This window comes from Limosilactobacillus reuteri (assembly GCF_034259105.1).
Lineage (GTDB): Bacteria > Bacillota > Bacilli > Lactobacillales > Lactobacillaceae > Limosilactobacillus > Limosilactobacillus reuteri_G.
On record NZ_CP139478.1, the window covers coordinates 930,250 to 955,631 of the forward strand.

A 25,382-nucleotide genomic window follows, 5' to 3' on the forward strand; every position below is an offset into this window, starting at 1 on the left:
CTACCAGAATGGCAACCAAAACAACCAAATCAACGGCGAAAAAGACAACTCGTCGCCGTTCAAAAATTAAAAAAAATCTGGTGATCGTGGAGTCACCATCAAAGGCAAAAACAATCGGTAAATTTTTAGGCCGGTCCTATAAGGTTGTGGCTAGTTTAGGCCATATTCGGGACTTGCCAAAAAGCCGGATGGGGGTAGATATTGAAAATGACTACACCCCTGATTACATTTCAATTCGGGGGAAGGGTGATGTAATTAAGGAACTACGGAAGGACGCTAAAAATGCGAAAGCCGTATATCTTGCATCTGACCCGGACCGTGAAGGGGAAGCAATTGCCTGGCACGTTTCAAATATTTTAAAGCTTGGCGATGATCAAAAGAACCGGGTTACCTTTAATGAAATTACTAAAGATGCTGTTAAAGAAGCTTTTAAAGAACCCCGAGAGATTAATATGGATCTCGTGGATGCTCAGCAGGCACGACGGGTATTAGATCGATTAGTTGGATATTCAATTAGCCCAATTTTATGGAAGAAAGTCAAAAAGGGCTTAAGTGCTGGTCGTGTTCAATCAGTTGCCCTTTATCTGATTATTCAACGTGAAAATGAAATTAAAAACTTTAAACCAGAGGAATACTGGACAATTGATGCTGATTTCAAGAAGGGCAAAGAAGAATTCAAGGCTAGTTTTTACGGTGAAAATGGTAAGAAGGTTTCCTTGAAGAATAATGATGATGTTCAGGCAATCCTTTCTAAAATCGATAAAAAGAAAGATTTCGATGTTACCAAGGTGACCAAAAAAGAACGTCGGCGGCAACCGCAGCCACCATATACAACCTCGACCATGCAACAGGATGCTAACCGTCGTTTAAACTTCCGAACACGAAAGACAATGATGGCAGCACAAATGTTATATGAAGGGATTGACATTAAAGAAGGGGCACCGGTTGGGTTGATTACCTATATGCGGACAGACTCAACTCGGGTGGCATCAATTGCTAAGCATGAAGCGTCTAACTATATTCATGAAAACTATGGCGCGGAATATGCGGCAATAAAGCCGGTTAAGGGAAAATTACCTGAAGGGGCCCAGGATGCCCACGAAGCTATTCGGCCAACTTCAGTCTATCGGACACCAGCTAAAATGAAGCAATATTTAACTCCTGACCAATATAAACTTTATAATTTGATTTGGTCGCGGTTTGTAGCTAGTCAAATGACTGCAGAAGTAATTGATACGATGAGCGTTAACCTTCAGCAAAATGGGGTCGACTTCCGTGCAAATGGATCAAAAGTTAAGTTCCCTGGGTTTACAAAAGTATATAAGCGAGGAACCGAAAAAGATAACTTGTTGCCAGAATTAACTGAAGGTGACAAAGCAAAAATGATAAAGGACGATCCAGCGCAGCACTTTACCCAACCGCCTGCTCGTTATACAGAAGCGGCTCTTATTAAAACTCTGGAAGAAAATGGCGTTGGTCGGCCATCAACCTATGCGCCAACCCTTGATACGATTCAACGACGGTACTATGTTCGTCTTGTATCACGCCACTTTGAACCAACTGAATTGGGTGAAATTGTCAACCGAATTATCGAAAAGCAATTCCCTGATATTGTCAATGTCCAATTTACTGCCGATATTGAAGGAAAACTTGATGAGATTGAGGAAGGGAAGCAAAACTGGATTAATGTTGTTGATAAATTCTATCAACCATTCTCAAAAGAAGTTGATGCAGCTGAAGAAGAGGTTGATAAGATTGAGATGAAAGATGAGCTTGCTGGCACAGATTGTGAAATTTGTGGAGCCCCCATGGTTATTAAAATGGGTCGTTATGGTAAGTTCTATGCATGTTCTCGCTTCCCAAATTGTCGGAACACCAAGGCGATTGTAAAAGATACCGGAATTACATGTCCAAAGTGTGGGCAAGGAACGGTTGTTGAACGAAAGTCAAAGAAGAACCGAACTTTCTATGGTTGTTCTCGTTATCCAGATTGTGACTTTGTTTCATGGGATAAACCAATTGGACGTAATTGTCCTAAGGATGGGCACTTCCTCGTTGAAAAGAAAGTCAAGGGTGGCAAACAGGTTGTCTGTCCAAATGGAGACTACAAAGAAGAAGTTCAGAAGTAAAAATGTCGCGCTTGTTTTTACTGAATTTTACTTAAATATTTATTGAAAAGGTTTCCAAAATCTGCTATTGTGCGTTTGGAACCTTTTTTATATACTTAATGTTAAACGATTATCAATTGAAGGGATCGATAACAATGATTACTTTACAAAACCAACAATTAACTGTGCAAATTGATGAATTAGGTGCTCAATTACATAGTATTAAACGGCAGGATAACGAAATTGAATACTTATGGCAGGGGGATCCCGCTTCATGGAATCGCCAAGCACCAATCCTCTTTCCGTTTGTTGGCCGCTTAAAAGATGATCAATATCAATATGGCAACCAAACTTATCATCAAACACAACATGGTTTTGCACGTGATCGAAAATTTCAAGTTATTGAGCAAACACCATCGATGGTTGTGATGGAACAGCATGATGATAGTGAAACTAAGAAGGCATTCCCTTTTTCATTTAGTCTTCAGGTAAAATTCGAATTGGTTGTTGATAAGGTTGAAATCAGCTATGCGGTGAAGAACCCGAGCGGAGATGAAACCTTAATCTATGCTATTGGAGCACATCCTGGTTTTAATATGCCATTAACTGGTGCCGGGAGTTTTGAACAAACAGAGTTAAGCGTTAAACCGGCAACAGAATATTCACGGATCGTTTTAGATGGCGCCTATAACGATTCAACTCATCCACAATTGATTGATATGAGGGATTCATTATCACTTAATCATGATCTTTTTAATAAGGATGCTATTATTTTCAAAACAGATGGCGGCCATTTTACAGCCAAATTAACAGATACTGTTGCTAATCATGGGGTCATAGTTGATACCTTTAATACGGAATACGTGGGAGTTTGGTCGCAGTATCCAAGTACAGCTCCATTTGTATGTGTAGAACCATGGTGGGGAATAGCTGATAATGTCAATGCTGATGGGCTCCTCCTTCATAAGCAAGGGATGCACCGTCTTGCACCAAATGAAACAGATAATTATCACTTTAGTATTAAGCCATTTTAACTAAAAATAGGAGACCGGGAAAATGATTATTTCCAGTCTCCTATTTATTTTGCTTCTTTTCTCGTAAATAATAGCCAAGGCCAAAACTTACCATCGATTCTTTTCCTGATAAAATTCGGTGAATGTTTGATCGGTGACGGTAAAAGACCACTCCTGTTAATATTCCTGCCACGATTGCTAAAATCCAAGCATGAATGAAGAGGGCAATAATGAAGATTGCACTAATCCCTACCATACTGGCGGCACTAACCATACTTGTCAAGCACAAGACAAAGATAAAAATCAAACAGGCAACAACAAAGAGGAGGGGGTTATAAGCTAATAGAATCCCCGCGCTAGTTGCCACTGCTTTCCCACCATGAAAATTATCGAATATTGATACAGTGTGACCAAGACTGGCAAAGAGTCCGATCAATAGTGGGTTAACAGTTCCAGATATTCCTAAAAAGTATGGCTGACTAGCGGCGAGTGTTCCCTTTAGAATGTCGATAAACAAAACAACAACGCCCGCCTTAAACCCCAATGTCCGAAAAGTATTCGTTGTTCCGATATTACCGCTACCTAACTTGCGAATATCCTTATGATAAATATACTTACCGATCCAGAGACCAGTTGGGATTGAACCTAAGAGGTAAGCGATAATAATCATCCCAATAATTTCAAAAAACATATAAATAGCTCCTTAATAATAGCTTATACAGCTTTTAAGCATAGCATGAATATTTAATTTTAACCACTAGGAAGGCACAATTTGCCATTCTCCAAAGTTTTCAGTATCATTTTAATTATGAATTGAAATTGTGGCCAGTTTAGCTTTACAATTAACAAATGTAAATGGTAAAATAATTTTTCGAACATACGTTTAGGTATAATATTGGCAATGGGAGGTCATTTTGTGGCCAAAGAAGAAGTAAAATATGATGCCTCATCCATACAAGTATTAAAAGGACTTGAGGCGGTACGAAAAAGACCAGGGATGTATATTGGATCTACTGATTCCCGCGGATTGCATCACCTGGTATATGAAATAGTGGATAATGCTGTTGATGAAGCGTTATCCGGTTATGGTGATGAGATTAACGTCACCATTGAAGCAGACAATGCGATTACAGTTCAAGATCATGGTCGGGGAATGCCGGTGGGAATGCATGCTTCTGGCAAACCGACACCCGAAGTTATTATGACGGTTCTTCATGCTGGAGGAAAATTTGGTCAGTCAGATGGTTATAAGACTTCAGGAGGACTTCATGGTGTTGGAGCTTCCGTTGTAAATGCCTTATCATCACATTTGACCCTGACAATTGTCCGTGATCACGTCCGTTACCAAGAAATTTTTAAAGATGGCGGTCAACCAGTTGGAACATTGAAAAAATTAGGAAAAACCAAAGCGGAGAACGGAACGACCGTCTCATTCAAGCCGGACCCGAAGATTTTTTCAACTACTGTTTATGACTATAATACCTTAGCTAATCGGCTTCGTGAGTCGGCCTTTTTATTGAAGGGGATTAAGATTACCCTTACTGATAAGCGAGCTGGTCAAGAAAAACAAGATGTATTCCAGTTCGCCGATGGAATTCAAGAATTCGTTTCTTATCTTAACGAGGGTAAGGATGTTTTAGGAAAGACGCTCTACTTTGACGGAAAGCAAGATGGGGTCGAAGTTGAAGTGGCGGCTCAATACAATGATGGTTATTCTGAGAGCTTATTATCATTTGTCAACAATGTTCGAACTCCAGATGGTGGTACTCATGAAGCCGGATTCCGGAGTGCCTGGACGAAGACTTTCAATGAATACGCAAAAAAGGTTGGTCTGTTAAAGGCTAATGATAAAAATCTGGAAGGTAGTGATGTTCGGGAAGGGTTAACAGCCGTGATCTCAGTCCGGATTCCAGAACGTCTACTTCAATTTGAGGGTCAGACAAAGGATAAACTGGGAACTCCTGAAGCACGGAAGATTGTTGATGCGATTGTCAGTGAGCAGCTTAACTATGCCCTAATGGAAAATGGCGACTTTGCTCAGATGTTAATTCGTAAGGCATTAAAGGCGCGTGAAGCTCGAGAAGCTGCCCGTAAAGCCCGTAATCAAGCTCGTGGTGGTAAACGAAAAGGCAAAAAAGAACGCAATCTTTCTGGGAAATTGACTCCTGCCCAATCAAAAAATGCTAAGAAAAATGAATTATTCCTAGTCGAAGGGGATTCGGCCGGTGGTTCAGCCAAGCAGGGGCGTGACCGTAAATTCCAAGCAATTTTACCATTACGAGGGAAAGTGCTAAATACAGAAAAGGCGAAGTTAGATGATGTCTTAAAAAACGAAGAATTGAATACGATTATCTATACTGTTGGCGCTGGGGCCGGTTCTGAATTTAACGTTGAAGATTCAAACTACGATAAGATTATTATTATGACTGATGCCGATGATGATGGTGCTCATATTCAGATTCTTCTTCTTACCTTCTTCTACAAGTATATGCGGCCAATGATCGAAGCTGGAAAGATCTATATTGCTCTTCCACCACTTTATCGTTTGCAACGAGGACGTGGAGCTAAGGCTAATATCACGTATGCGTGGACTAATGAAGAATTAACAAAATTGACTAAAAAGATGGGTAAAGGAGCACAGTTGCAACGGTTCAAAGGGCTTGGTGAAATGAATGCCGATCAGTTGTGGGAAACAACAATGAATCCAGATACCCGGACGCTGATCCAAGTTCGTATTGAGGATGCTGAATTAGCTGAGCGTCGTGTAACTACTTTGATGGGTAATAAGGTGGAACCACGGCGAGAATGGATTGAAGAAAATGTCCAATTCACGTTAGCCGATGATCAAGAATCCGATCAATTAGTTGAGAATAAAGGACAATTACCTCAAACTAAAGAACCTACAATTAGTACATGGAATAAATAGAGAAGGGAATCAAGTTTTGTGAGAAACGGAAAAATTGAACATATGACGCTCGAACAGATCATGGGTGATCGTTTTGGGCGTTATTCCAAATCAATTATTCAAGAACGAGCTTTACCTGATATTCGTGACGGATTAAAACCGGTTCAGCGCCGGATTTTATTTGCCATGAATAAAGATGGAAATACTTATGATAAAGGATTTCGTAAGTCTGCTAAATCAGTTGGAAACGTAATGGGTAACTTCCACCCCCACGGTGATAGTTCGATTTATGAAGCATTAGTCCGGTTGAGTCAGAATTGGAAATTACGTGAACCCCTAATTGAAATGCACGGTAATAATGGATCGATGGATGGTGATCCACCAGCCGCCATGCGTTATACTGAGGCTCGGCTTAGTAAAATAGCAGGCCTAATGCTTCAAGATATCGACAAAGATACAGTTGAGATGGCCTTAAACTTCGATGATACTGAAAAGGAGCCGACAGTTTTACCAGCGCGTATTCCGAACTTACTCGTTAATGGAGCAACTGGAATTTCTGCTGGATATGCTACTGAGATCCCAACGCATAATTTAAGCGAAGTTCTTGATGCATTGATTTATCTTATCAAGCATCCAACTGCTTCTTTGGATAAGTTAATGGAATTTATTCCTGGCCCTGATTTCCCAACTGGTGGAATCATTCAGGGGATTGATGGCATTCGTAAGGCATACCAGACTGGTCGCGGTCGGGTTGTAGTGCGAGCAAAAACGGAGATTGAAACCTTACGGGGTGGTCGTCAACAAATTAATGTGACGGAGATTCCTTATGAAGTAAATAAGGCGCAACTGGTTAAGCGAATTAACGATCTGCGCCTTGCCAAAAAAGTTGAGGGAATTGCGGAAGCTCGCGATGAAACTGATCGTAGTGGATTACGAATTGCAATCGAACTCAAACGTGGCGCTAATGCGAACGGTATTCTTAATTACTTATTAAAGAACACCGATCTACAGATTAACTATAACTTCAATATGGTTGCGATTGATGACCAGCGACCAATGCGTGTTGGATTGAAGCGAATTTTGACTTCCTATCTCGAATTCCAGAAAGAGATTATTCGTCGACGGACACAATATAACCTAACGAAGGCTCAACAACGTTTGCATATTGTCGAAGGGTTAATCAAAGCACTCTCAATTTTAGATAAGGTCATTAAAACGATCCGCGCAAGTAAGAATCGTAAGGACGCAAAGGAAAACTTAGTAAAAGAATACAACTTTACACCTGAACAGGCCGAAGCAATTGTTACCTTGCAACTTTATCGCTTAACAAATACGGATGTAACTGAGCTAGAAAAAGAACAAGAGCAATTAAACTCGCGGATTAATGAATATCAATTAATCTTAACTAACGAAAATGAGCTAGCAAAAGTTCTTACTAAGGAAATTAGGGCCATCAAGAAGAAATTTGGCAATCCGCGACGGACTAAGATTGAAAATCATGTTGAAAAACTTGAAATTGATACTAAAGTTACGGTTGCGAATGAAGATGTTGTGGTCTTGGTTTCGCATGCGGGCTATATCAAACGAAGCAGCATTCGTTCCTTCAAGGCTTCAGAAGCAGAAGAAAACGGTCTCCGGGAAGATGATTACCCATTATTGATTCAACAGACGAATACCTTATCGCATTTATTTATGTTTACCAACCTTGGGCATATTATTTACCGCCCAATTCATGAAATTGCGGATGCGCGGTGGAAGGATACTGGCGAGCATATCTCACAAACAATCGGCTTAGCAGATAATGAAGAGATCATTAAGGCAATGATTTTTGATAAACTGGATCAACCGGGAACGATTATCATGGGAACCAGCGATGGTCAAGTAAAGCAAACGGCCTTTAATGACTATAAGCCCGGTTCTCGTTACAAGAGTCATGCAAGTGTTGCAATTAAGCTCAGGGATAATGCGCAAGTTGTAAATGTTGATTACTATGAACCAACAAATGAGAATTGTTCACTATTGACGATTAGTCGCCAAGGATATGCAGTGCGGTATGATGTCGCAGATGTTCCTGTAACAGGGATCCGGACAGCTGGTGTACGGGCCATTAACCTGAAAGATGATGACCAAGTGGCAGATCAAATCTTAGTTAAAGATGGTCAAAATATTGCTGTAATTACCCAACGAGGAGCATTTAAGAAAATGCCCGTCAATGAGATTGAGGTTGGGGCACGTGCACGACGAGGAGAACTTGTCCTTCGACGGTTAAAATCACATCCTCATGAAATTGCAGACTTCCTTGCTTATGACCCTGATTATCAGGGAGCTTTTGAGACTATTACTAACCGGCCGGCATTCCAAGATATAATGGCTACCGACCATCATCTAAGTTCGATCAAGTCAAACGGGACTTTTGTAATTGATACCGATACGCAAGGGGAACCAGTAAAGCTTCGAATGAAACAAACTAATATCTTAACGGAAGAACCTGTTAGTCAAAGCTAAGAAGAAGGCGAAAAATTTGGCATACATTAAAGAAATTCGTGATTTGGTGGGGCATCGCCCTTTAATCATGACTAGTGCTTCTGGAGCGCTTTTAGACCAGCAAGGAGCTGTCTTGCTTCAAGAACGCGCAGATACTGGTGATTGGGGCTTTCCAGGCGGCTATATGGAATTTGGCGAATCTTTTGAGCAAACTGTAAAGCGCGAATTTAAAGAAGATGCGGGAATTGAAATTGTGCCTGTCAAACGACTAGCAATTCTTGATCAGAATTTTTACACGTATCCTAATGGTGACCGCGTTCAACCAGTTAATGCTTTTTACTTAGTTGAAGAAAGTAGCGCTAAGCATTATCAACCCAAAATTACAGAAACGACAACTACTGAATATTTTTCGTTAGATGAAGAACCGCCGCGCTTTTTTAACAATCAGCATGAACAAATGTGGCAGATCTTAAAAGATTTTACCCATAATAAGAAAGATATTTAATAATTGTTCTTTAATCTATTAACTTCCATGATAGAATAGAAAATGTAGATTGTTTCACCTACTAGAAATAACTAGGATTAAAGTAGTGAACAAACAGGAGGAATTTATATGAGCAAAGAATTAGTATTTGGACACCAAAAGCCTGATACAGATGCGATTACCGCTGCAATGGCATTTTCATACTTCCAAAACCAATTGGGATACGAAACTGAAGCAGTTGCTTTAGGTGAACCAAATGATGAGACTAAGTTTGCATTGAAGACTTTCGGTATGGAAGCACCACGCGTAATCGAAACTGCTGCAAACGAAGTAGATAAGGTAATGCTTGTAGACCACAACGAACCACAACAAAGTGTTAGTGATATCGACAAGGTCACTGTAACGCACTTGGTTGACCACCACCGAATTGCCGGCTTTGAAACGGCCCAACCACTCTGGGCAACTGTTCGTCCTTACGGCTGTGTAAGTACAATTATTACAGAATTGTTCCAAGAAAAGCACATTAATATTCCCGCTAACTTGGCTGGGATGATGCTTTCTGCTATCATTTCTGATACCTTGCTTTTGAAGTCACCAACTACAACTGACCACGATCGTGAAGCTGTTAAGTACTTAGCAAAGATCGCTGGTGTTGAAGACTACGAAAAGTACGGCATTGAAATGCTTAAGGCTGGTACTAACCTTGGTGCTAAGTCTGATGCTGATATCGTCGATGGTGATGCTAAGACCTTTGAACTTGGCGGCAAGAAGGTTCGTATTGGTCAAGTTAACACCGTTGATTTAGATGATGTTTTTGCTCGTCAAGCTGATCTTGAAAGCCAAATGCAAAGTATGATGGATGATAACGATTATGATTTATTCTTATTAATCGCTACTAACATCTTAAACAGTGACTCCGAATTATTAGTTATTGGTGATCCTGCTGAAAAGGTTGAAGCAGCCTTTGGTAAGAATCTTAACGAAAACAAGCGGATGAATTTACCAGGTGTTGTATCACGGAAGAAACAAGTTGTTCCTCCTTTAACTGATGCATTCGAAGGTTAATAAATTAATTAAAAAACTGAGAAAGATTTTGCGATTTTTCTCAGTTTTTTTGAGCTTTAACTTTCAAAGCTTATTCTTAATTAGTTAAAATATAAGTACTGATTTTAAGAAATGGGGTTGATATTAATGAATATCACATTTACTGATCAAGCTTTTGAGCGTTTACAGCGTTATGAATTATCATCTAAGAAGATGCTCCTAGACTTTGATGATGGGGTTGGCCCATTTTCTGCTGTTGGGAGTTGCAGTTTAGATGGTGATTATCGACTAATCCTTGTTAAAGAGGATTTAGATACCCCAGATTATAATGAAAAAATTACCTCTAATTTAGGGGATGTTTTTATTAAAGACCATACAGCAGTTCAATTTGATGATGAAATGGAAGTAAGGTTTAATCCGCGATACTTTACAATGCCACTTGTCAGTCCAAAACGCGTTTTAACGGATAATCTTGAAGTTCTGGATCTTAGTAATACAGACTTAAATTCTCAAATTGATCGAGCACATGATTGCTAGGAACATACTAAGGGAGCGTGATAGAAGCCAGATACGACTTCATGATCATGCTCCCTTATTGCTTTTAAAGAATAAGCCTGAAGATAAAAGTTATGATAATTGCAAAAATTCCAATAAACGTTGCATAGGAAAAATGTTTACGTTGAGCTGGTTTAATTAATGCTTGCCTCCCCATGAAAATTGTGAATAAAGCCCATAAAAAAGTGGCAATAAGCAAAATATATAATTTCCAGTTAATTGGAAGATGATGGTAAAAATCGCCATAAAATACCATCATGCCGATAAACATCACAATGGCATAGGCATAGTTATCGCGGTGAAAGTTAAAATTAAAAAGATGGTGGATTATAGAATGAAGTTAGCCACCCAGTTGGTGGTAAATAAAAAACGCCATTCGGCGTGACATCAGGTATCATATTAAGTGAACCAAACCTATATGAAAGGATGTCCGTCAAATGACGCACTTAAATGATACCATGTCTACTAGTTTATTGACTACTCATAAAAAGAATGCTCATCTTACTAAAGAAGAACGTGTGATGATTGCGACTTTAAAGTCGCAAGGACTTTCCAATCGCGCAATTGGTCGCCAATTAGGAGTTAATCATCAAACAATTAATAACGAGCTCAACCGTGGTACGGTCCGCCAACTTCGTCGTCAAAAATCTAATGGTAAGATTTACGAATATTCTTACTACATCTATAGTTATGAAGCTGGTCAGGCCACATATCTTGAACATCACCGCCATTCTGGTCGTCGTCGCTTATATTATTCTTCAAAGCAATTTTTACGATTAGCTGATCAGCTAATGCTTGGTGAGTTTGACGACCACCATTACTCCCCACAAGCGGTTATTTATAAGGCTCGAGATTTAATGAATGATGGCACCCTGATCCCAAAGTCGGTTGTAACTTTATATCAATGGATTAATGAGGGTGTGCTTCGTACGTCCAATTTAGACCTCTTTGAAAAACCTAAACGTAAGCATCATCGAACTCATCCGCAAGCTAAAAGGTGCTTAGGGCCTAATATTGCTCAACGACCTCAAACTGCGGACCAACGGTCCGAAATTGGCCATTGGGAACTAGATACAGTTCAGGGACAGAAAAACGGTAATGACAGTGTTGTACTAGTAATGACTGATCGCCTTTCACGAGTTAATATCACGAGTAAAATTGCTGGTAAAACTGCGCATGCAGTAAATCAGTTCTTTATAAATTTACGCCAGAAAATGGGCACAGATGCTTACTATCGCATCTTTAAGACAATAACCTCTGACAACGGTTCAGAATTTAGTGAGTTAACACAAGTTCACGATCATGTTTTCTATGCTGATCCGTATTCCCCTTGGGAACGTGGATCCAATGAGATCAATAACCGGTTTCTCCGCAAGGAGATTACCAAAGGTGAAGCTATAAATAACTATAGTAGTGCTCAGATCATAGCGACTAATGATTGGATGAATCACTATCCACGAGCTATGTTTAATGGACATTCGTCAATGGATATCTATCGTAAGGCCTTCTACCAAGAGATATCACAGCTCCATCAACCAATAATCAATTGGTCAGTATTATTTATTTGAGTCCAGTGGCTAACTTATTCTTGAAATTTAGGAAAATTAAAAAGATAAGCAAACACGCAAAATAATAAAATACTAATAATATCGTTTAAAATCATACCCTCTACACACTTCCTTATAGTTTTCATTATAGTCATTAACGGGATAAAGATAAAATATTAAGAAGCAATTGCAAATAATATGATATGATGGTCTTGTTAGAATTAATAAAGGCGGTGCTTGCAGTGAAGAAAAAAGCTATGCGACGAGAAATAAAATTATTAACTAAAGAAAATCAACAATTGCGTCGATACACCTTATTAGCATCAATCGGAATTTTATTAAGTATGATGATTGGGTTAGTTCGAATGGTTCAAAAAAATTAGTTAGGAAATTTTTTAGAGGGAAGTATAGTGGAGTTAGGATACCGAAAAGCGACACTTGAAGATTTACCAAAAATTGTTGAAATTTATAATCAAATTATTCCATCACGGTTAGCTACTGCGGATCTTACTCCGATCACGGTTGACGAACGGAAAGGGTGGTTTGAAGCGTTTGACGAAAATCATCCCATCTGGGTAATTGAATATCAAAATGAGGTTCTCGGGTGGGTTGCCCTTGAGCATTTTTATGGTCGTCCAGCCTATGATCATACTAGTGAAATTGCCATTTACCTTGATCAACGGTTCCGGAAACAAGGGGTTGGTACAAAAACCATGGAATTTATTATCGGTCAATTGCCTAAATTAACAGTTGATACAATCGTGGCTTATATCTTTGGTCATAATATTCCAAGCCTAAAGTTATTTAAATCGTTTGGTTTTACGCAATGGGGGCTTTTACCACAAGTAGCAGAGCTTGATGGGATTAAACGTGATTTAGTTATTTTAGGACGTCATTTTAAATGATTATTGTGTAAATATGACATAAGTAAAGCCACGTCCATAAGAATAAGAAGCAAGCAGAATAGGCCTCCAACGCCCGGTAAAGCCGAATGCTGGAGGCCTATGGTGCATATGAGAGCTTCGTATTGAAAACGAAGGTGCCCGTGATGCTTTGCTCGTTCCCTTATTTTGTATCTTTTTTTACTTCTTCTTTTGTTTTAACATCATTGATATGTAGCTCAAACTTAACTAAATTTAAACCAGTCATCTTATCGATTGCACGCTGCACCTCAGAACAAACAGCCTTAAAAATTTCTGGAGCACTTTTACCATATTCGATGGTAGCTTCCATTTTTAATGCGACTTGCTTTTCACCAACATCAGCATCGATTCCCTTTGTTGGATTGCTTCCGGAAGTTACTTTATCTGCTAATTCACTAAACATATTTCCGTCGAGGGAAAGGATCCCAGGGACTTTGCTAGCGGTAATTCCAGCAATTTTTTCAATTACCTGATCATCAAATGTTAATTGTTCATTAATTGTTTTATTATTTGTAGTGGTTGTCATATTAATTCCTCCTTGAATTAGTTGGCAAATTTATCTAACATTTTTATCGCGAGTTTATTTAATGAATAGCCTTTTGCATCAAGAACATAGCCAATTCCGCCTAAGATAGTGACAGCTAACAGAATGCCAATCATTGGGAAAAAGCCCCACATAATCCAACTAATGCTGATAAGCAGTCCTAAGATAACGCCAATTGTAGCAAGTTTCATATAGTACCTCCTTTTTAGACAATGTTGACTGATTCTTTGTTTGAGTAGGGACTTAGCTTAATGTGTAATTTATTAAGATCAATGTCGAAGTCCCGTTTAAGGTTTTCTTTAATTGTCTGGAGTAGTACTGTATGAATTAGTTTTGGATTGGTCCTCTTAGAGAGCATTCCATGAACGGTGACGTCTGCGTTGTGATTGTTACGGTGCATCTTGAGTTTAATTACGGGATTGTAAAGGTCAAATTTAGCAATTGAAGTAGTTAAGCTATGTTCAACTGCATGTTGATCAATTTGAACTTTATTAGCACCATCCTTAGCGATTGTCATTTGTTTAGTCGTTGTTGGGCGAAAAACGGCAATTGCTATTACGGTTAAAGCAACGATAATTAAAAATACTGCGACTCCGGCTGAGAAACTTTGACCGATGGGGCTGTGAAGCCAATCGTTAACTGGAATCGTCCAAGTTTGGTCACGATAAAACCATAATGATACGACAACGATTCCAATAATTACCTGAAGCATCATCACAAATGAAATCCACCATTTTTTCCATGCGGTCATTAGTACCACTTCCTTTCTATAAATAATTTTTAGTACAAGCTAATAGTAACATGCTTGGAAGCGTTTTACATTGCTTTTGAAAATGCTAAAGGTAATATTAAGAACCTGTTAACAGAATAGTCATAATTAAAAAAATCGATCTCACATCAGAAAATGATTGTAAGATCGATTTTTTGATTCTTTAATTGTTTTGTCGTTCTTGTAGTTTAGCGATTTCAGAATAAGCCGGAGCAAGCATATCTTCAATTTGTTGGAAGAGCGGAGTATAGCGTTGATATACTTTTACTGCGGCTGGATCTGGTTGGTAAGAACTAACCTTACCAATGAACTTCTGTGGTGTATCAAGACTATCAATCATTCCCAAACTTTGCATAGCCATAACTACTGACCCGAGGCAGCCAGATTCAAATGAGTCAGGAACGTTAACTGGACAGTTTAAGATATCAGCAAGCATTTGGCGCCATACTTTTGAGCGAGCAAAGCCACCTGTTGCAGTAACGCTCGCTGGTTCACCGACTAACGCTCGTACTGCTTGGAAGACTGTTGCAATGTTCATGCTAATTCCTTCCATAACTGCTCGTAGCATATCAGCCCGTGTATGGATATGAGAAAGCCCAAAGAAACTACCGCGCGCTTTAGCATTCCACAATGGTGCCCGTTCACCGCCCAGGAAAGGATGAAAGAGGAGTCCATGCGCGCCTGCTGGTACTCCTTCAATAACGTGATTTGCTAAAGTATAAGGATCAACCTGTTCGTTTTTAACTGCGCTACTATCGACAAGGTGTTTTACTGCCCATTCATAGACATCGCCACCGTTATTAAGCGGACCACCAACGACCCACAATCCTTTATTAATAGCATAGCAGAAGAGGCGGCGTTCTGGATCAATAACAGGATGATCAGTTACGACTCGTACAGCTGCGGAAGTACCGATTGTAATTGCTACTGTATTTTGCTTAATTGCACCAACACCAATATTTGAAAGGGCACCATCGTAAGCACCATAGACAAATGGCGTATCAGCGGGTACTCCTAGTTTTTCTTGGGCTTCGGGTACTAAGCCAATTGCTTGAGTTGTTCCATCGACAATTTCAGGCAGTTGATCTTTGGTTATTCCTGCAACCCGAAGAGCCTGGTCATCCCAATCACAAGTTTTAAGGTTCATCAAGCCAGTTGAGGAAGCGATTGACATATCAACCTTAAATTCATTAAATAACCGGTAGAAAAGGTAAGCCTTAATATCAGCAAAATATGCTGTGCGGCTAAATAAATCTGGTTCGTCTTCCTTTAACCAAAGGAGCTTTGTCAAGGTTGACATAGGGTGAACAGGAACCCCCGTCTTCATATATAGTTGTTGTCCTTCAGTCATCATCTTAAGGTTGTCTGCTGCGCGCTGTGCACGACTATCTGCCCAGGTGATTAACCGTGAAAGGGGCTTCTTATCTTTATCTAATAAGAGGAGGCTTTGGTTTGCGCTTGAGATTGAAACTGCTAGTAGTTTCCCCATACTAAGGTCAGCTGCCCTAGCTACATCATGGATGGCTTGTTCAGCAGCATTGATTACTTCTTCTGGCTCTTGTTCTGCCATTCCCGCGGCATTGCGGTGCAACTCGTAGCCATAATTAGCTTGTGTGATCACCTGCGCATTTTGATCATATAAAACGGCCTTTGTGCTAGAGGTTCCAACGTCAACACCAATTAAGTAGTTCATTTATTGTTTCTCCTTTAAAACTCAATTTAATTCTCTTTGTAATATTATATGCTAAAGTGACTGGTGTGCAATGATTTCAACTGGTAAAAGGGTAGTGGAACTGATCGTACTTTGTTGGTTAATTTGCGTTAAAAGTTTATTAGCTGCTAAGCTACCCATTAGCTCCATATCTTGCTTCAACAGAAAAATGCCATTGGCGACATATTGCGACCATTCCCAATCATCAAAGCTAACTAAGCCAAGATCGTCAGGGAAGGAAAGGTTTAGTTCCTTAAAAATTGCTAAAAGGTCAAATAAAATAGGTCCCATTAATGAAACGACAGCAGTTTTGCCTTTAAGCTCATTTAACTGTTGCAGAAACGTTTTAGCAAGCCACTGCCGATCATGTCCTCGGGTTTCAATATTGTGATAGCTTAGCCCGTTATCAGCAGCAGCAACCTTCAAACCGGCGATTCGGGGAATTTGACCAGATGCTTCCGCAAAGTGCGCACTGACAGTTAAAATATTCTGATAACCATTTTGATACAAAATTTTACCGAGGTTATAACAAGCATCGCGATTAGCAGAAGTGACCTTGCCAACTGTAGAAGGCTGGTCATCAACTTCACGGTCGACAATCACGAGAGGAATATCGTTATGGATAGCAGGGGCGAATTGACTAAAGTGGCGGGAATTAGGCTGGACAATAATTCCGTCAACTCGTTGTTGGTATAGTCGCTGAAGAGCACGACTTTCATTTTCCCGTGAGTTGTTCGTATTCATGAGGAGGATATCATAGCCTGCCTGTTGCAAAACATCATCGATCCCTTTAGCAAGTAAGGATGAAAAGGGGTTAGAAATATCTCCAACGAGGATTCCGACAACGTGACTATGAGTTTGTCGAAGTTGACGTGCGGAAGCGGTTGGAACAAAGTGAAGGTCTTTAATTGCTTTTTCCACCCGTTTCCGCGTTGCTGGGCGCATTTTATCATAACGACCATTGATAATACGTGAAACGGTAGTCGCTGAAACACCAGCTGCTTTAGCAACGTCAGCGATAGTAGTATGTTGCGTCATTTGTTTATTCATCATCCTTATTAGTTCTACTATTAAGAATACCAAACCATACAAAAAGCGTCACTAGCTAATTCGCTAGGACGCTTAAATTGACTTAGACAAATAATGAAATGGCGTAGACGGCTCCTAAACCAGCAATGGCTAAGACGGAAGTAAGAGTTGTCCACGAAAGCAAAGTTTCCTTTAATGAAAGGCCAAAGTATTCCTTAATCATCCAGAAACCGGCATCATTAACGTGTCCACAAAAGACAGAACCGGCACCGATGGAAAGAACCATTAATGTTGCCATAATTGAGTTACTACCAAATTGGTGAGCCATTGGAACCACAAGTCCGGCAGCAGTCATCGCAGCAACCGTTGAAGATCCGAGTGACATCCGTAATAAAGCAGTAATTAACCAAGCAGCTAGAATTGGTGAAATGCTAGTTTGAGCAAATAGTCCAGAAATGTACTTAGAAATTCCACCATCAACTAGAACTTGCTTGAAGGCACCACCACCACCGATGATCAAAAGCATAACTGAGATTTGCTTGATTGAGTCGGCAAGGGAGGTCGAGATATCTTCCATTTTTTGGTTTCGTTGTAGTCCCATCGTAAAGATTGCAAAAATTAATGAAAGAAGCATTGCAAGGTCAGGAGCACCAATAAATTGGATGAATTCATTAACGGGATTGTTCTTAGGGAAAATAAATGAACAAATAGTAGCAACGGCGATTAAAATAACTGGCATCATTGCAGTTAGAACGGAGATACCGAATTTAGGCGTTTCTTCAAGCTTGAATTCTTTATATTCGCCAAGAACTGAAATATCAATATTTTTGCGGTAGACACGCGGATATACTTTTTGTAATACCCAGTTATAAACTGGACCAGCAATAATGATTGTTGGGATTGCGGCTAAAATACCGAGCAGCAATACGTGTCCAAGGTTAGCCCCAAGAATGTCTGTAATAGCGGTTGGAGCGGGGTGTGGTGGTAAGAAAGCGTGGGTAACGTTTAAGGTAGCCGCCATTGGAATACCGAGGTACATCAATGGCATATCGAGTTCGCGGGCAATGATAAAGATAATTGGTAAAACAACGACAAGCCCAACTTCAAAGAATAATGCTAACCCAATGATAAAGGAGGCAAGGATAACAGCAACTTGAATCCAGCGCCGACCAAACTTATTAATCAGGGTTGTTGCAATTCGATAGCCACCACCAGCATCAGAAACTAATTTACCAAGCATTGAACCGAAACCGAAGATGATAGCTAAGTGTCCAAGCTGGCCTCCGATCCCTGTTTCAATGGTTTGGGGAATCTTTGTAAGCGGTAAGCCGAGTAACAAACCAACGATGAATGATGTGATTACTAAACCAACGAAAGTGTTCATCTTTAGTTTAACAATCATGAAAATTAAGATAATAACTCCGATTAAAACAATAAGTAAAGGCATAATAATAACCCCCCCCCCTTAATGAATAGATTGTTGTTGTAATTTAGCGATGGTCGAATAGGCTGGTGTTAATAATCCCTCAACCTGTTGAAAGAGTGGTAAGTAATTTTGATAAACATTAACCGCCTCTTGATTTGGTTGATAAGAACTGATATCACCAATTAGTGTTTTGATGATTTCATAGTTTTCAATCATTCCTAGACTCTTCATTGCCATGGTGATTGCACCGAGACAACCGGATTCAAATGAGTTAGGGATATTGACTGGACAGTTTAAGACATCTGCTAACATCTGCCGCCAAACTTCAGCCCGAGCAAAACCGCCAGTTGCAGTTACGCTTGCGGGATTACCAACAAGGTCACGAACCGCTTGAAAAACAGTTGCAATATTCATACAAATTCCTTCCATTACTGAGCGCAACATATCGGCACGGGTATGAATGTGAGAAAGCCCGAAGAAACTACCACGCGCATTTGCATCCCATAATGGTGCCCGTTCACCGCCAAGGAATGGGTGGAAAAGCAAACCGTGAGCTCCAGCAGGAACACCTTCAATAACCTGGTTAGCAAGAGTGTAAGGATCAATGTTTTCGTTTTTAACTGCACTAGCGTCAACTAAGTGCTCAACAGCCCACTGATAGACATCGCCACCATTATTAAGCGGACCGCCGATAACCCATAAACCTTTATCCACGGCGTAACAGAAAAGTCGTTGCTGAGGATCGATTACTGGATGGTCAGTTACAACCCGCACACCAGCTGAAGTCCCAATCGTAATGGCAACAGTATTTTGCTTAATTGCCTCCACACCTAAATTAGATAAAGCACCGTCAAAAGCACCATAGACAAATGGCGTGTCAGCGGGGATGCCCATTTTTGCTTGCGCTGCTGCTGTTAAGCCAATCGCTTGGGTTGTTCCGTTCACGATTTCTGGTAATTGGGAACGATCGACATTAGCGAGTTCCAATGCCTGATCATCCCAGTCACACGTATTGACATTCATCATTCCGGTACATGAAGCGATGGAAACATCAACCTTAAACGTATTGAAAAACTGGTGGAAGAGGTAGGACTTGATGTCGCCAAAATATGCAGTTTGGGCAACCTTATCTGCTTGTGTCTTGTTGAGCCACATAATCTTGGTCAATGGGGACATTGGATGAATAGGTGTACCTGTTTTAGCATAAATTTGCTGACCGGCTGGACTATTCTTTAATTCGTTTGCGACATCGCGCGCACGTGTATCAGCCCAAGTGATCACCCGTGAAAGAGGATTGAAATTCTTGTCGAGCATGATCACGCTTTGGTTAGCACTGGAAAATGATACCGCTAACAATTTTTCGTTTGTTAAATCTGCTTTTTGTGCCGCATCATGAATAACTTTTTCGACTGCTTCGACAATTGCAGTTGGGTTTTGTTCAGCCATTCCACTAGCATCGCGGTAAAGGGAATAACCTTGGCTAAATTGGTCTAACACAGTTGCATTTTGGTCATATAGAACTGCTTTTGTAGAAGTAGTTCCAACATCGACACCGATAAAATAATTCATTGTACTAATTCTCCCTTTATTAATTTGAAAACGCTTTAGTTTATCGTTACACCTAATAATATACTGTCGTATGTAAGCGATGTCAATAGCTTATTTAAGATTAGTTTATCGGTTTCCTAAAAATTAAAAATCGAAAGTGATTGCATCTTAATATTGAGGTGTGATACTATTAATTGCTTAATTTGTTATGGTTTAGCTGTAAGCAACGATTTTAAGGAGGGATTACAATGAAAATCCGGAAAGCAACAATGGCAGATTTAGATGTAGTAGTAGATATTTTACGTGATGGACGTAACCAGTTAGCTGAGCGGGGCGTTGATCAATGGCAGGGGGATTATCCGAACGTTACCCATGTAAAAGAAGATATTAAGAATGGTTATGCTTATATCGTTAAAGCAGATGATGGACAAACAGTTGGCACGTTAGCAATTGTTGAAGCACCGGATCATTTTTATGATAAACTCAACGGGGAATGGCTAATTAATACTGAAAATTATGTTGTAATCCACCGCGTAGCTATTCATTCACGGCATGCAGGAAAAGGATACGCATCCAAATTATTTTTGAGTTTGATTGAGTATTTGGAGACTAAACGTCCAGAGATCAAATCAATTCGTTTAAGTACAAATGAAAATAATATGGCAATGCAACGGATCGCAACTAAGAGCGGCTTTAAAAAGGTAGGGACCCTCCATGGAGCTTTTCGTCCAAGTGAGTTGTCTTATGTTTATGAACTGTTAACAAAAGTGCGTGTAGCATAAAAAAGGGAGCGAGACAGAAGTCACTCGTGACTTCGTTTTTCGACGCGAAGCTAGCCTCTGGGAGCCCCCGCAAGCAACAATAGGCCTCCAATGTTCGGCTTTTTTGCCGAGCGTTGGAGGCCATTGTTGTACTGCGCTATTTGTTTTTTTCTGAAAGTAACTTAACTTATGTCATAGTCCCTTTAATTTCACTATTTTTCATTAATTTTCTTAGCGTATTCGCGAGCGTTGTAAAGTTCGTAGACTACCCAGGTTTCAATAAGGGTAATGACACAGATGAGAATAGCGGTATACATGTCTGGTAAAACAAACAGTAAGAGTAAGAAGATCCATGAAATCCATGACCACTGAGTTTCAATTGTGACGATTCGCTGAACTCGTTTAGTAGGTTCAATACGGCCGGATTGGTTAAAAATAGTCCGAATTTGGTAAAAATAACGAACTTCAAAAATACTTTCGATAATAAAAATTGCTGTTAAGATGATTAATAAAATGTTCATCATAAATAAGAGCCCCTTATCTTTCAATTTATCTCTAATTTTAGAACTCTTGGGCAAGAGAAGCAATTTAGATAGTCAAAAAATCAAACTACGCCATGATTTATCTCATAATTGTGTTCAACGGATGATTAGTTGTAAGTGATTTTAGATGCCTTTTTTAATTTCTTTTCCGAAAGCGGATTCAAATGGCGTATAATTTAAATATAATATCCAAAATTGGAGGATTTGTAATGAAAAAGCATCGGAAATTAGGCTTTATTCTTTGTTTAGCAGTTCCGTTAGGGCTTAGCTTATCTCATCCTACTCCCACTAATGCATCAGTAGTAATGCAGGATAACACTCAAGCTGATGTTAAAGTTGATGTTCAAAGTTCAAAAACGATAAAAAATGATGAGGATCAATCGGCCCTTGCAATTGCACAACAAGTTAAGAATCAACAAATCGATAGTCAGCAGCTAGTTAATGATACATATCAAAAAATGGCGGAAAATAAGGATCTTAATAGTGTGATTTATCAAGATCCAGTAAATGCACGGCAACAGGTAAATGCTTTGCCAGATACAAACACTACTTCAGAGCAGCCTTTTTACGGAGTGCCAATTCTAATTAAAGGGTTAGGCCAAGCATATAAAGGATATCCGAATACGAATGGACTTCCGTATATGGAAGATAATCGTTATGGTTATACTAAAAATTTTGTGGCAAAGTTGCAGAAAATGGGATTTGTAATTGTTGGTGAAACAAATTATCCTGAGTTAGGATTAATTAATGTTACAGATTCCAATTTATATGGGCCAGCGCATAATCCATGGGACCTCACGCGAAATGCTGGCGGATCTTCTGGTGGAGCGGCGGCAAGTGTGGCTGCTGGAATAGTACCGCTTGCAACCGGAAATGATGCTGGTGGTTCCTTAAGAATTCCTGCTTCGTGGTCAGGTGTAATTGGGTTAAAACCTACTCAGGGAATTATTCTTGGAGATTCATTAACGCCTTCAGTGGTTAACTTTGCAGAAACGCGGCGGATTGATGACACGATCAAGTTATTTGAGGGCTTACTAGATCCAAAACGGAAATCATTATTGAAGGAATTTCCGCTTAAGCTCCAAGACCTAAAAATTGCATATTCATTAAAATCACCAGTAGGTTCTGTTGTTAGTGTGGACGCTAAAACAGCTGTTTTAAATGCAGTAACCTTCTTACGGCAACAGGGCTTTCAAGTAGTCGAAAAGGATAGTCCGGTTGATGGGGTAAAACTGATGCGTGCTTATTATTTAGGGGCTTTGAGTGACGGAACAGTTGCTAATTATCTGGCTCAACAAAAACTGCACCGTAATCTGCAGGCTAGCGATGTCACAGAGCATTTGGTTAGTCCGATGACATATGCGTTGTATGAAGCTAGTAAAAAAGCACCCAAAGAAATAAAGCAAACTTACAATAATGAATTAGCGTTAGTTGCTGCTCAGATGAAGAGTTTTCATGAAGAATATCCGATTTATTTAACGCCAACTACCGCAACGGTTGCACCATTAAATTCTGATCCAGCATTTTTACCAGCAGATGTTGCTAAAATTTTGCAAATGGCCAAGATGCCTTTTGATCAACAAATGGATGTTATTTACAATGCTTGGTATCATGGATTAAGTAAAACGCCATTTACGCAATTAGCTAATTTAGCAGGAGAGCCAGCATTAAGTTTGCCAACCTATGTTAACGCACAAGGATTGCCATTAGGGATTCAGTTAGAAGGAGAAAAGGGCAGTGATCTGATTTTATTAGCATTAGGGAAATTATTTGAAGAGAAAGGTAAACTAATCTTCCTAAGTGATTACCAAAAGTTAAATAATGATGTCCAGCCTAGTGAGCCACAAAATGAAGACGCAGCAAATATCTCAAAAGTTGTTGTCCATAATTTAGGCAAAAAATCAGTTTATGAATTCCAAACTGCTTCAAGTAAACTTAATATTTCAGATAATGTTAGTCCGAAATATGTAGTAAAAACTTCGCAACAAGTGAATGCCAGGAAATTGCAATCAACAAAAGAAAAGCAGTTACCACAAACAGGATCAAATAATAATGATGGGTTAGTTTTGCTTGGATTAGCCTTATTCTCATTAAGTCTGACAAGTGTTTATCAAAACAAGCGAAAATTTTGATAAACAGTTTTGACTAATCCTGTACATAATTTATAATATGAGTAGGAAGAGAATTCTTGAATTGAATAGGAGGAAATAGATATGTCATTGATGCAAAATACCTCAGAAATTAACAAGACTAATAAGCAGGTGTACTTAATCACTTTATTGCGGAAGAGTACAAATATGCCACAATACATTGACCACATGATTTATGAAACTGCAGAAGGTGGTCAAGAATTTATGGCGCGCTTAGTCGAAGCTTTTTCACGGGCAGGTTACCGGGAAAAGAAGCTTAGCGACGACAAGTACAACCTCGATAACGGACTTGATAAGATCACTTTGCGGGGTTCATACCAACCTATTTACAAGGGATAATTAAAATTGACTAAATTAAAAGAGCTGATGCTGCATTTGAGGCACCAGCTCTTTTAATTTAGTTATTGTTTCGTAACGATAGAACCTTAACATCGTTTTCGTAGTTAGCACTCCACCAACCTTGTTTATTGACGTAACCAGTTGGCAAGCAAAGAATAACTAAGAAGATTATCTCGATGACTGAGGAAATAGTTTCCATCACTGCATTGTCGTTACTTGTAAAAATAAGGGAAAGTAACCAGAAAACTAAGACAGTCCAGCCAGTCAAACCGGTATCACGAACCCGCCGGACACAGATAGCAATTCCGGGAATAATAATAGCAATAGCGAATACTGCAATAACGAAAAGCAAGAAAATTAAGAATCCAACGCCACGATTATAGCCATTCATAATCGAAGTGACAGAAGCAAAACCAGCGATTGCTAGTAAGAAATATAAAATAACAAAAATAATGAAATTAACTAATACTGGCCACCAAAAATCCGCCCGCGTTGAAGTAGCCCGGTACTTAAAGGCGTTTTCCCAGTAGTATTTGTAAGCTTCAAACATACAATTCTCCTCCTTTGATAGGTTTGCTTTGATTATAGCATTTTTGCGGGGATGTAGATTGACTTATGATTTGGGGAGGAGAAAAAATCCCTAGCCTTGGTAATTTTTTATCAAGGTTAGGGAATTACTATTTTATATTGAAAACTAAATTAGATAAATTGAACTCCACCGTCAATTTGGACAGCTTGACCAGTCATGTAGTCAGATTTGTCTGAAGCGAGGTAGGAGACAAAGTTAGCGACGTCTGATGGATGTTCAACACGACCAAGAGCAATTCCGTCAATAGCGGCCTTTAAGTATTGACCTTTTTCACCACCATTTTCTTCAACCATCTTTTCGTCGATAAAGTCCCACATATCGGTACCCACAATACCTGGGCAATAGGCATTAACCGTAATATTAAATTTAGCTAATTCCTTAGCAGCTACTTGTGTTAATCCACGAATAGCAAATTTAGTTGAAGAGTATGCTCCTAATTGTTCATAACCAATGTGTCCAGCGATACTTGAAGCATTGATGATTTTACGGATTTTATCTCCATCATCTTGCTTCCTGAATTGTTCAGCAGCAGCTTGAATCCCAAACAGAACACTATCAACATTAGTAGCGTAAATTTTATGAAATTCTTCGGCTGATTCGTCTAGGAGATTACCGATTTGTGCAATTCCGGCATTGTTAATGTAAGTGTCAAGGCGTCCAAAGTTATCCACAGCAGCTTTTACAAGCATTTCATGAGTTTCCTTTTTTGAAACGTCACCAGGAGCTGCCACAACCTTATATCCTTTGTCAGCTAATTCTTTGGTTGTCTTGTCTGTTTCTTCTTTATGATAACCATTAATGACCATTTCATAGCCATCTTTTCCTAGTTGTTCCGCAATGCCCTTTCCGATACCACGACTACTACCAGTAATAACAGCAACTTTTTGTTCAGTCATAATAAAATCTCCTTT

The 25,382-nt window shown here is 39.5% G+C and carries 24 protein-coding genes; 13 read left to right on the plus strand and 11 right to left on the minus strand.

From position 1 onward, the window contains the following. The first annotated feature begins 8 nt into the window (after window positions 1–8). Window positions 9–2,129 carry a type I DNA topoisomerase gene (gene topA, locus SH603_RS05465; RefSeq protein WP_321534184.1) on the plus strand — a complete coding sequence of 707 codons (2,121 nt, stop codon included), beginning with the start codon at window positions 9–11 and terminating at the stop codon, window positions 2,127–2,129. A gap of 98 nt (window positions 2,130–2,227) precedes the next feature. Continuing rightward, entirely contained in the window at window positions 2,228–3,142 is a 915-nt protein-coding gene (locus SH603_RS05470) for an aldose 1-epimerase family protein (protein ID WP_019254029.1), read from the plus strand. A 40-nt stretch (window positions 3,143–3,182) separates the two neighbouring features. On the opposite strand, the gene plsY is transcribed toward SH603_RS05470, so the two are convergent. Further along, on the minus strand, window positions 3,183–3,812 hold the full coding sequence (gene plsY, locus SH603_RS05475) for a glycerol-3-phosphate 1-O-acyltransferase PlsY (protein ID WP_003666074.1): 630 nt from the start codon (window positions 3,810–3,812) through the stop codon (window positions 3,183–3,185). Window positions 3,813–4,022: 210 nt separating this feature from the next. Here plsY and parE point away from each other — a divergent pair, with 210 nt between their 5' ends. The 8 genes from parE to SH603_RS05515 all read left to right on the plus strand — a co-directional run bounded on the left by parE (window position 4,023) and on the right by SH603_RS05515 (window position 13,045). Continuing rightward, window positions 4,023–6,047 (plus strand): DNA topoisomerase IV subunit B, encoded by a 2,025-nt coding sequence (gene parE, locus SH603_RS05480; RefSeq protein WP_191994588.1) that lies wholly within the window; start codon window positions 4,023–4,025, stop codon window positions 6,045–6,047. Between the two features lie 18 nt (window positions 6,048–6,065). Next, window positions 6,066–8,531, plus strand: a complete 2,466-nt coding sequence (gene parC, locus SH603_RS05485) for a DNA topoisomerase IV subunit A (RefSeq protein WP_169473145.1) — start codon at window positions 6,066–6,068, stop codon at window positions 8,529–8,531. A gap of 16 nt (window positions 8,532–8,547) precedes the next feature. Then, window positions 8,548–9,015 carry an NUDIX hydrolase gene (locus SH603_RS05490; protein WP_169471983.1) on the plus strand — a complete coding sequence of 156 codons (468 nt, stop codon included), beginning with the start codon at window positions 8,548–8,550 and terminating at the stop codon, window positions 9,013–9,015. A gap of 108 nt (window positions 9,016–9,123) precedes the next feature. Next, window positions 9,124–10,059 (plus strand): manganese-dependent inorganic pyrophosphatase, encoded by a 936-nt coding sequence (locus SH603_RS05495; RefSeq protein ID WP_321534185.1) that lies wholly within the window; start codon window positions 9,124–9,126, stop codon window positions 10,057–10,059. A 126-nt stretch (window positions 10,060–10,185) separates the two neighbouring features. Next, window positions 10,186–10,575 (plus strand): iron-sulfur cluster biosynthesis family protein, encoded by a 390-nt coding sequence (locus SH603_RS05500; protein WP_321534186.1) that lies wholly within the window; start codon window positions 10,186–10,188, stop codon window positions 10,573–10,575. A gap of 455 nt (window positions 10,576–11,030) precedes the next feature. Further along, a complete protein-coding gene (locus SH603_RS05505; RefSeq protein WP_013923736.1) occupies window positions 11,031–12,161 on the plus strand; it encodes an IS30 family transposase in 1,131 nt (376 codons plus the stop codon). Between the two features lie 221 nt (window positions 12,162–12,382). Beyond that, complete coding sequence (locus SH603_RS05510; RefSeq protein WP_169473799.1) at window positions 12,383–12,523, plus strand: hypothetical protein; 141 nt, start codon at window positions 12,383–12,385, stop codon at window positions 12,521–12,523. A gap of 27 nt (window positions 12,524–12,550) precedes the next feature. Next, entirely contained in the window at window positions 12,551–13,045 is a 495-nt protein-coding gene (locus tag SH603_RS05515; protein WP_169473801.1) for a GNAT family N-acetyltransferase, read from the plus strand. 160 nt (window positions 13,046–13,205) lie between these two features. Here the strand turns inward: SH603_RS05515 and SH603_RS05520 are convergent, their stop codons facing one another. The 7 genes from SH603_RS05520 to SH603_RS05550 form a co-directional block, all read right to left on the minus strand. Beyond that, window positions 13,206–13,589 (minus strand): Asp23/Gls24 family envelope stress response protein, encoded by a 384-nt coding sequence (locus SH603_RS05520; RefSeq protein WP_321534187.1) that lies wholly within the window; start codon window positions 13,587–13,589, stop codon window positions 13,206–13,208. 17 nt (window positions 13,590–13,606) lie between these two features. After that, the gene (locus SH603_RS05525; protein ID WP_003666092.1) at window positions 13,607–13,798 is read right to left on the minus strand and encodes a hypothetical protein; all 192 of its coding nucleotides are present in this window, start codon (window positions 13,796–13,798) and stop codon (window positions 13,607–13,609) included. A 14-nt stretch (window positions 13,799–13,812) separates the two neighbouring features. Continuing rightward, entirely contained in the window at window positions 13,813–14,358 is a 546-nt protein-coding gene (gene amaP, locus SH603_RS05530; protein WP_169472914.1) for an alkaline shock response membrane anchor protein AmaP, read from the minus strand. A gap of 181 nt (window positions 14,359–14,539) precedes the next feature. Beyond that, entirely contained in the window at window positions 14,540–16,069 is a 1,530-nt protein-coding gene (locus SH603_RS05535) for a gluconokinase (RefSeq protein ID WP_321534188.1), read from the minus strand. 51 nt (window positions 16,070–16,120) lie between these two features. Next, window positions 16,121–17,140, minus strand: coding sequence for a LacI family DNA-binding transcriptional regulator (locus tag SH603_RS05540; protein ID WP_019252584.1), 1,020 nt, complete (start codon window positions 17,138–17,140; stop codon window positions 16,121–16,123). Window positions 17,141–17,219: 79 nt separating this feature from the next. After that, window positions 17,220–18,563, minus strand: coding sequence for a gluconate:H+ symporter (locus SH603_RS05545; protein ID WP_016496896.1), 1,344 nt, complete (start codon window positions 18,561–18,563; stop codon window positions 17,220–17,222). Between the two features lie 18 nt (window positions 18,564–18,581). Then, window positions 18,582–20,111: a gluconokinase gene (locus SH603_RS05550; RefSeq protein WP_169472912.1), complete on the minus strand. Its 1,530-nt coding sequence runs from the start codon at window positions 20,109–20,111 to the stop codon at window positions 18,582–18,584. Between the two features lie 227 nt (window positions 20,112–20,338). Between SH603_RS05550 and SH603_RS05555 the strand changes: the two genes are divergently transcribed. Further along, a complete protein-coding gene (locus tag SH603_RS05555) occupies window positions 20,339–20,872 on the plus strand; it encodes a GNAT family N-acetyltransferase (RefSeq protein ID WP_169472911.1) in 534 nt (177 codons plus the stop codon). A 191-nt stretch (window positions 20,873–21,063) separates the two neighbouring features. On the opposite strand, the gene SH603_RS05560 is transcribed toward SH603_RS05555, so the two are convergent. Next, complete coding sequence (locus SH603_RS05560) at window positions 21,064–21,375, minus strand: hypothetical protein (protein WP_003666102.1); 312 nt, start codon at window positions 21,373–21,375, stop codon at window positions 21,064–21,066. Between the two features lie 227 nt (window positions 21,376–21,602). Between SH603_RS05560 and SH603_RS05565 the strand changes: the two genes are divergently transcribed. After that, window positions 21,603–23,525 (plus strand): amidase family protein, encoded by a 1,923-nt coding sequence (locus SH603_RS05565; protein ID WP_321534189.1) that lies wholly within the window; start codon window positions 21,603–21,605, stop codon window positions 23,523–23,525. A gap of 81 nt (window positions 23,526–23,606) precedes the next feature. Further along, window positions 23,607–23,882, plus strand: coding sequence for a hypothetical protein (locus tag SH603_RS05570; protein WP_321534190.1), 276 nt, complete (start codon window positions 23,607–23,609; stop codon window positions 23,880–23,882). Between the two features lie 58 nt (window positions 23,883–23,940). On the opposite strand, the gene SH603_RS05575 is transcribed toward SH603_RS05570, so the two are convergent. Together SH603_RS05575 and SH603_RS05580 are read right to left on the minus strand one after the other, a co-directional pair. After that, entirely contained in the window at window positions 23,941–24,432 is a 492-nt protein-coding gene (locus SH603_RS05575; RefSeq protein WP_321534191.1) for a DUF805 domain-containing protein, read from the minus strand. Window positions 24,433–24,581: 149 nt separating this feature from the next. Further along, window positions 24,582–25,370, minus strand: coding sequence for an acetoin reductase (locus SH603_RS05580; RefSeq protein WP_169472917.1), 789 nt, complete (start codon window positions 25,368–25,370; stop codon window positions 24,582–24,584). Window positions 25,371–25,382: the final 12 nt, after the last annotated feature.

Bases quoted from the DNA above. Each gene is read 5' to 3' on its own strand.
- topA (WP_321534184.1), top strand. From the start codon at position 9: ATGGCAACCAAAACAACCAAATCAACGGCGAAAAAGACAACTCGTCGC.
- SH603_RS05470 (WP_019254029.1), top strand. From the start codon at position 2,228: ATGTTAAACGATTATCAATTGAAGGGATCGATAACAATGATTACTTTA.
- plsY (WP_003666074.1), bottom strand. From the start codon at position 3,812: ATGTTTTTTGAAATTATTGGGATGATTATTATCGCTTACCTCTTAGGT.
- parE (WP_191994588.1), top strand. From the start codon at position 4,023: ATGGGAGGTCATTTTGTGGCCAAAGAAGAAGTAAAATATGATGCCTCA.
- SH603_RS05495 (WP_321534185.1), top strand. From the start codon at position 9,124: ATGAGCAAAGAATTAGTATTTGGACACCAAAAGCCTGATACAGATGCG.
- SH603_RS05500 (WP_321534186.1), top strand. From the start codon at position 10,186: ATGAATATCACATTTACTGATCAAGCTTTTGAGCGTTTACAGCGTTAT.
- SH603_RS05505 (WP_013923736.1), top strand. From the start codon at position 11,031: ATGACGCACTTAAATGATACCATGTCTACTAGTTTATTGACTACTCAT.
- SH603_RS05520 (WP_321534187.1), bottom strand. From the start codon at position 13,589: ATGACAACCACTACAAATAATAAAACAATTAATGAACAATTAACATTT.
- SH603_RS05525 (WP_003666092.1), bottom strand. From the start codon at position 13,798: ATGAAACTTGCTACAATTGGCGTTATCTTAGGACTGCTTATCAGCATT.
- amaP (WP_169472914.1), bottom strand. From the start codon at position 14,358: ATGACCGCATGGAAAAAATGGTGGATTTCATTTGTGATGATGCTTCAG.
- SH603_RS05535 (WP_321534188.1), bottom strand. From the start codon at position 16,069: ATGAACTACTTAATTGGTGTTGACGTTGGAACCTCTAGCACAAAGGCC.
- SH603_RS05540 (WP_019252584.1), bottom strand. From the start codon at position 17,140: ATGATGAATAAACAAATGACGCAACATACTACTATCGCTGACGTTGCT.
- SH603_RS05545 (WP_016496896.1), bottom strand. From the start codon at position 18,563: ATGCCTTTACTTATTGTTTTAATCGGAGTTATTATCTTAATTTTCATG.
- SH603_RS05550 (WP_169472912.1), bottom strand. From the start codon at position 20,111: ATGAATTATTTTATCGGTGTCGATGTTGGAACTACTTCTACAAAAGCA.
- SH603_RS05555 (WP_169472911.1), top strand. From the start codon at position 20,339: ATGAAAATCCGGAAAGCAACAATGGCAGATTTAGATGTAGTAGTAGAT.
- SH603_RS05560 (WP_003666102.1), bottom strand. From the start codon at position 21,375: ATGATGAACATTTTATTAATCATCTTAACAGCAATTTTTATTATCGAA.
- SH603_RS05565 (WP_321534189.1), top strand. From the start codon at position 21,603: ATGAAAAAGCATCGGAAATTAGGCTTTATTCTTTGTTTAGCAGTTCCG.
- SH603_RS05570 (WP_321534190.1), top strand. From the start codon at position 23,607: ATGTCATTGATGCAAAATACCTCAGAAATTAACAAGACTAATAAGCAG.
- SH603_RS05575 (WP_321534191.1), bottom strand. From the start codon at position 24,432: ATGTTTGAAGCTTACAAATACTACTGGGAAAACGCCTTTAAGTACCGG.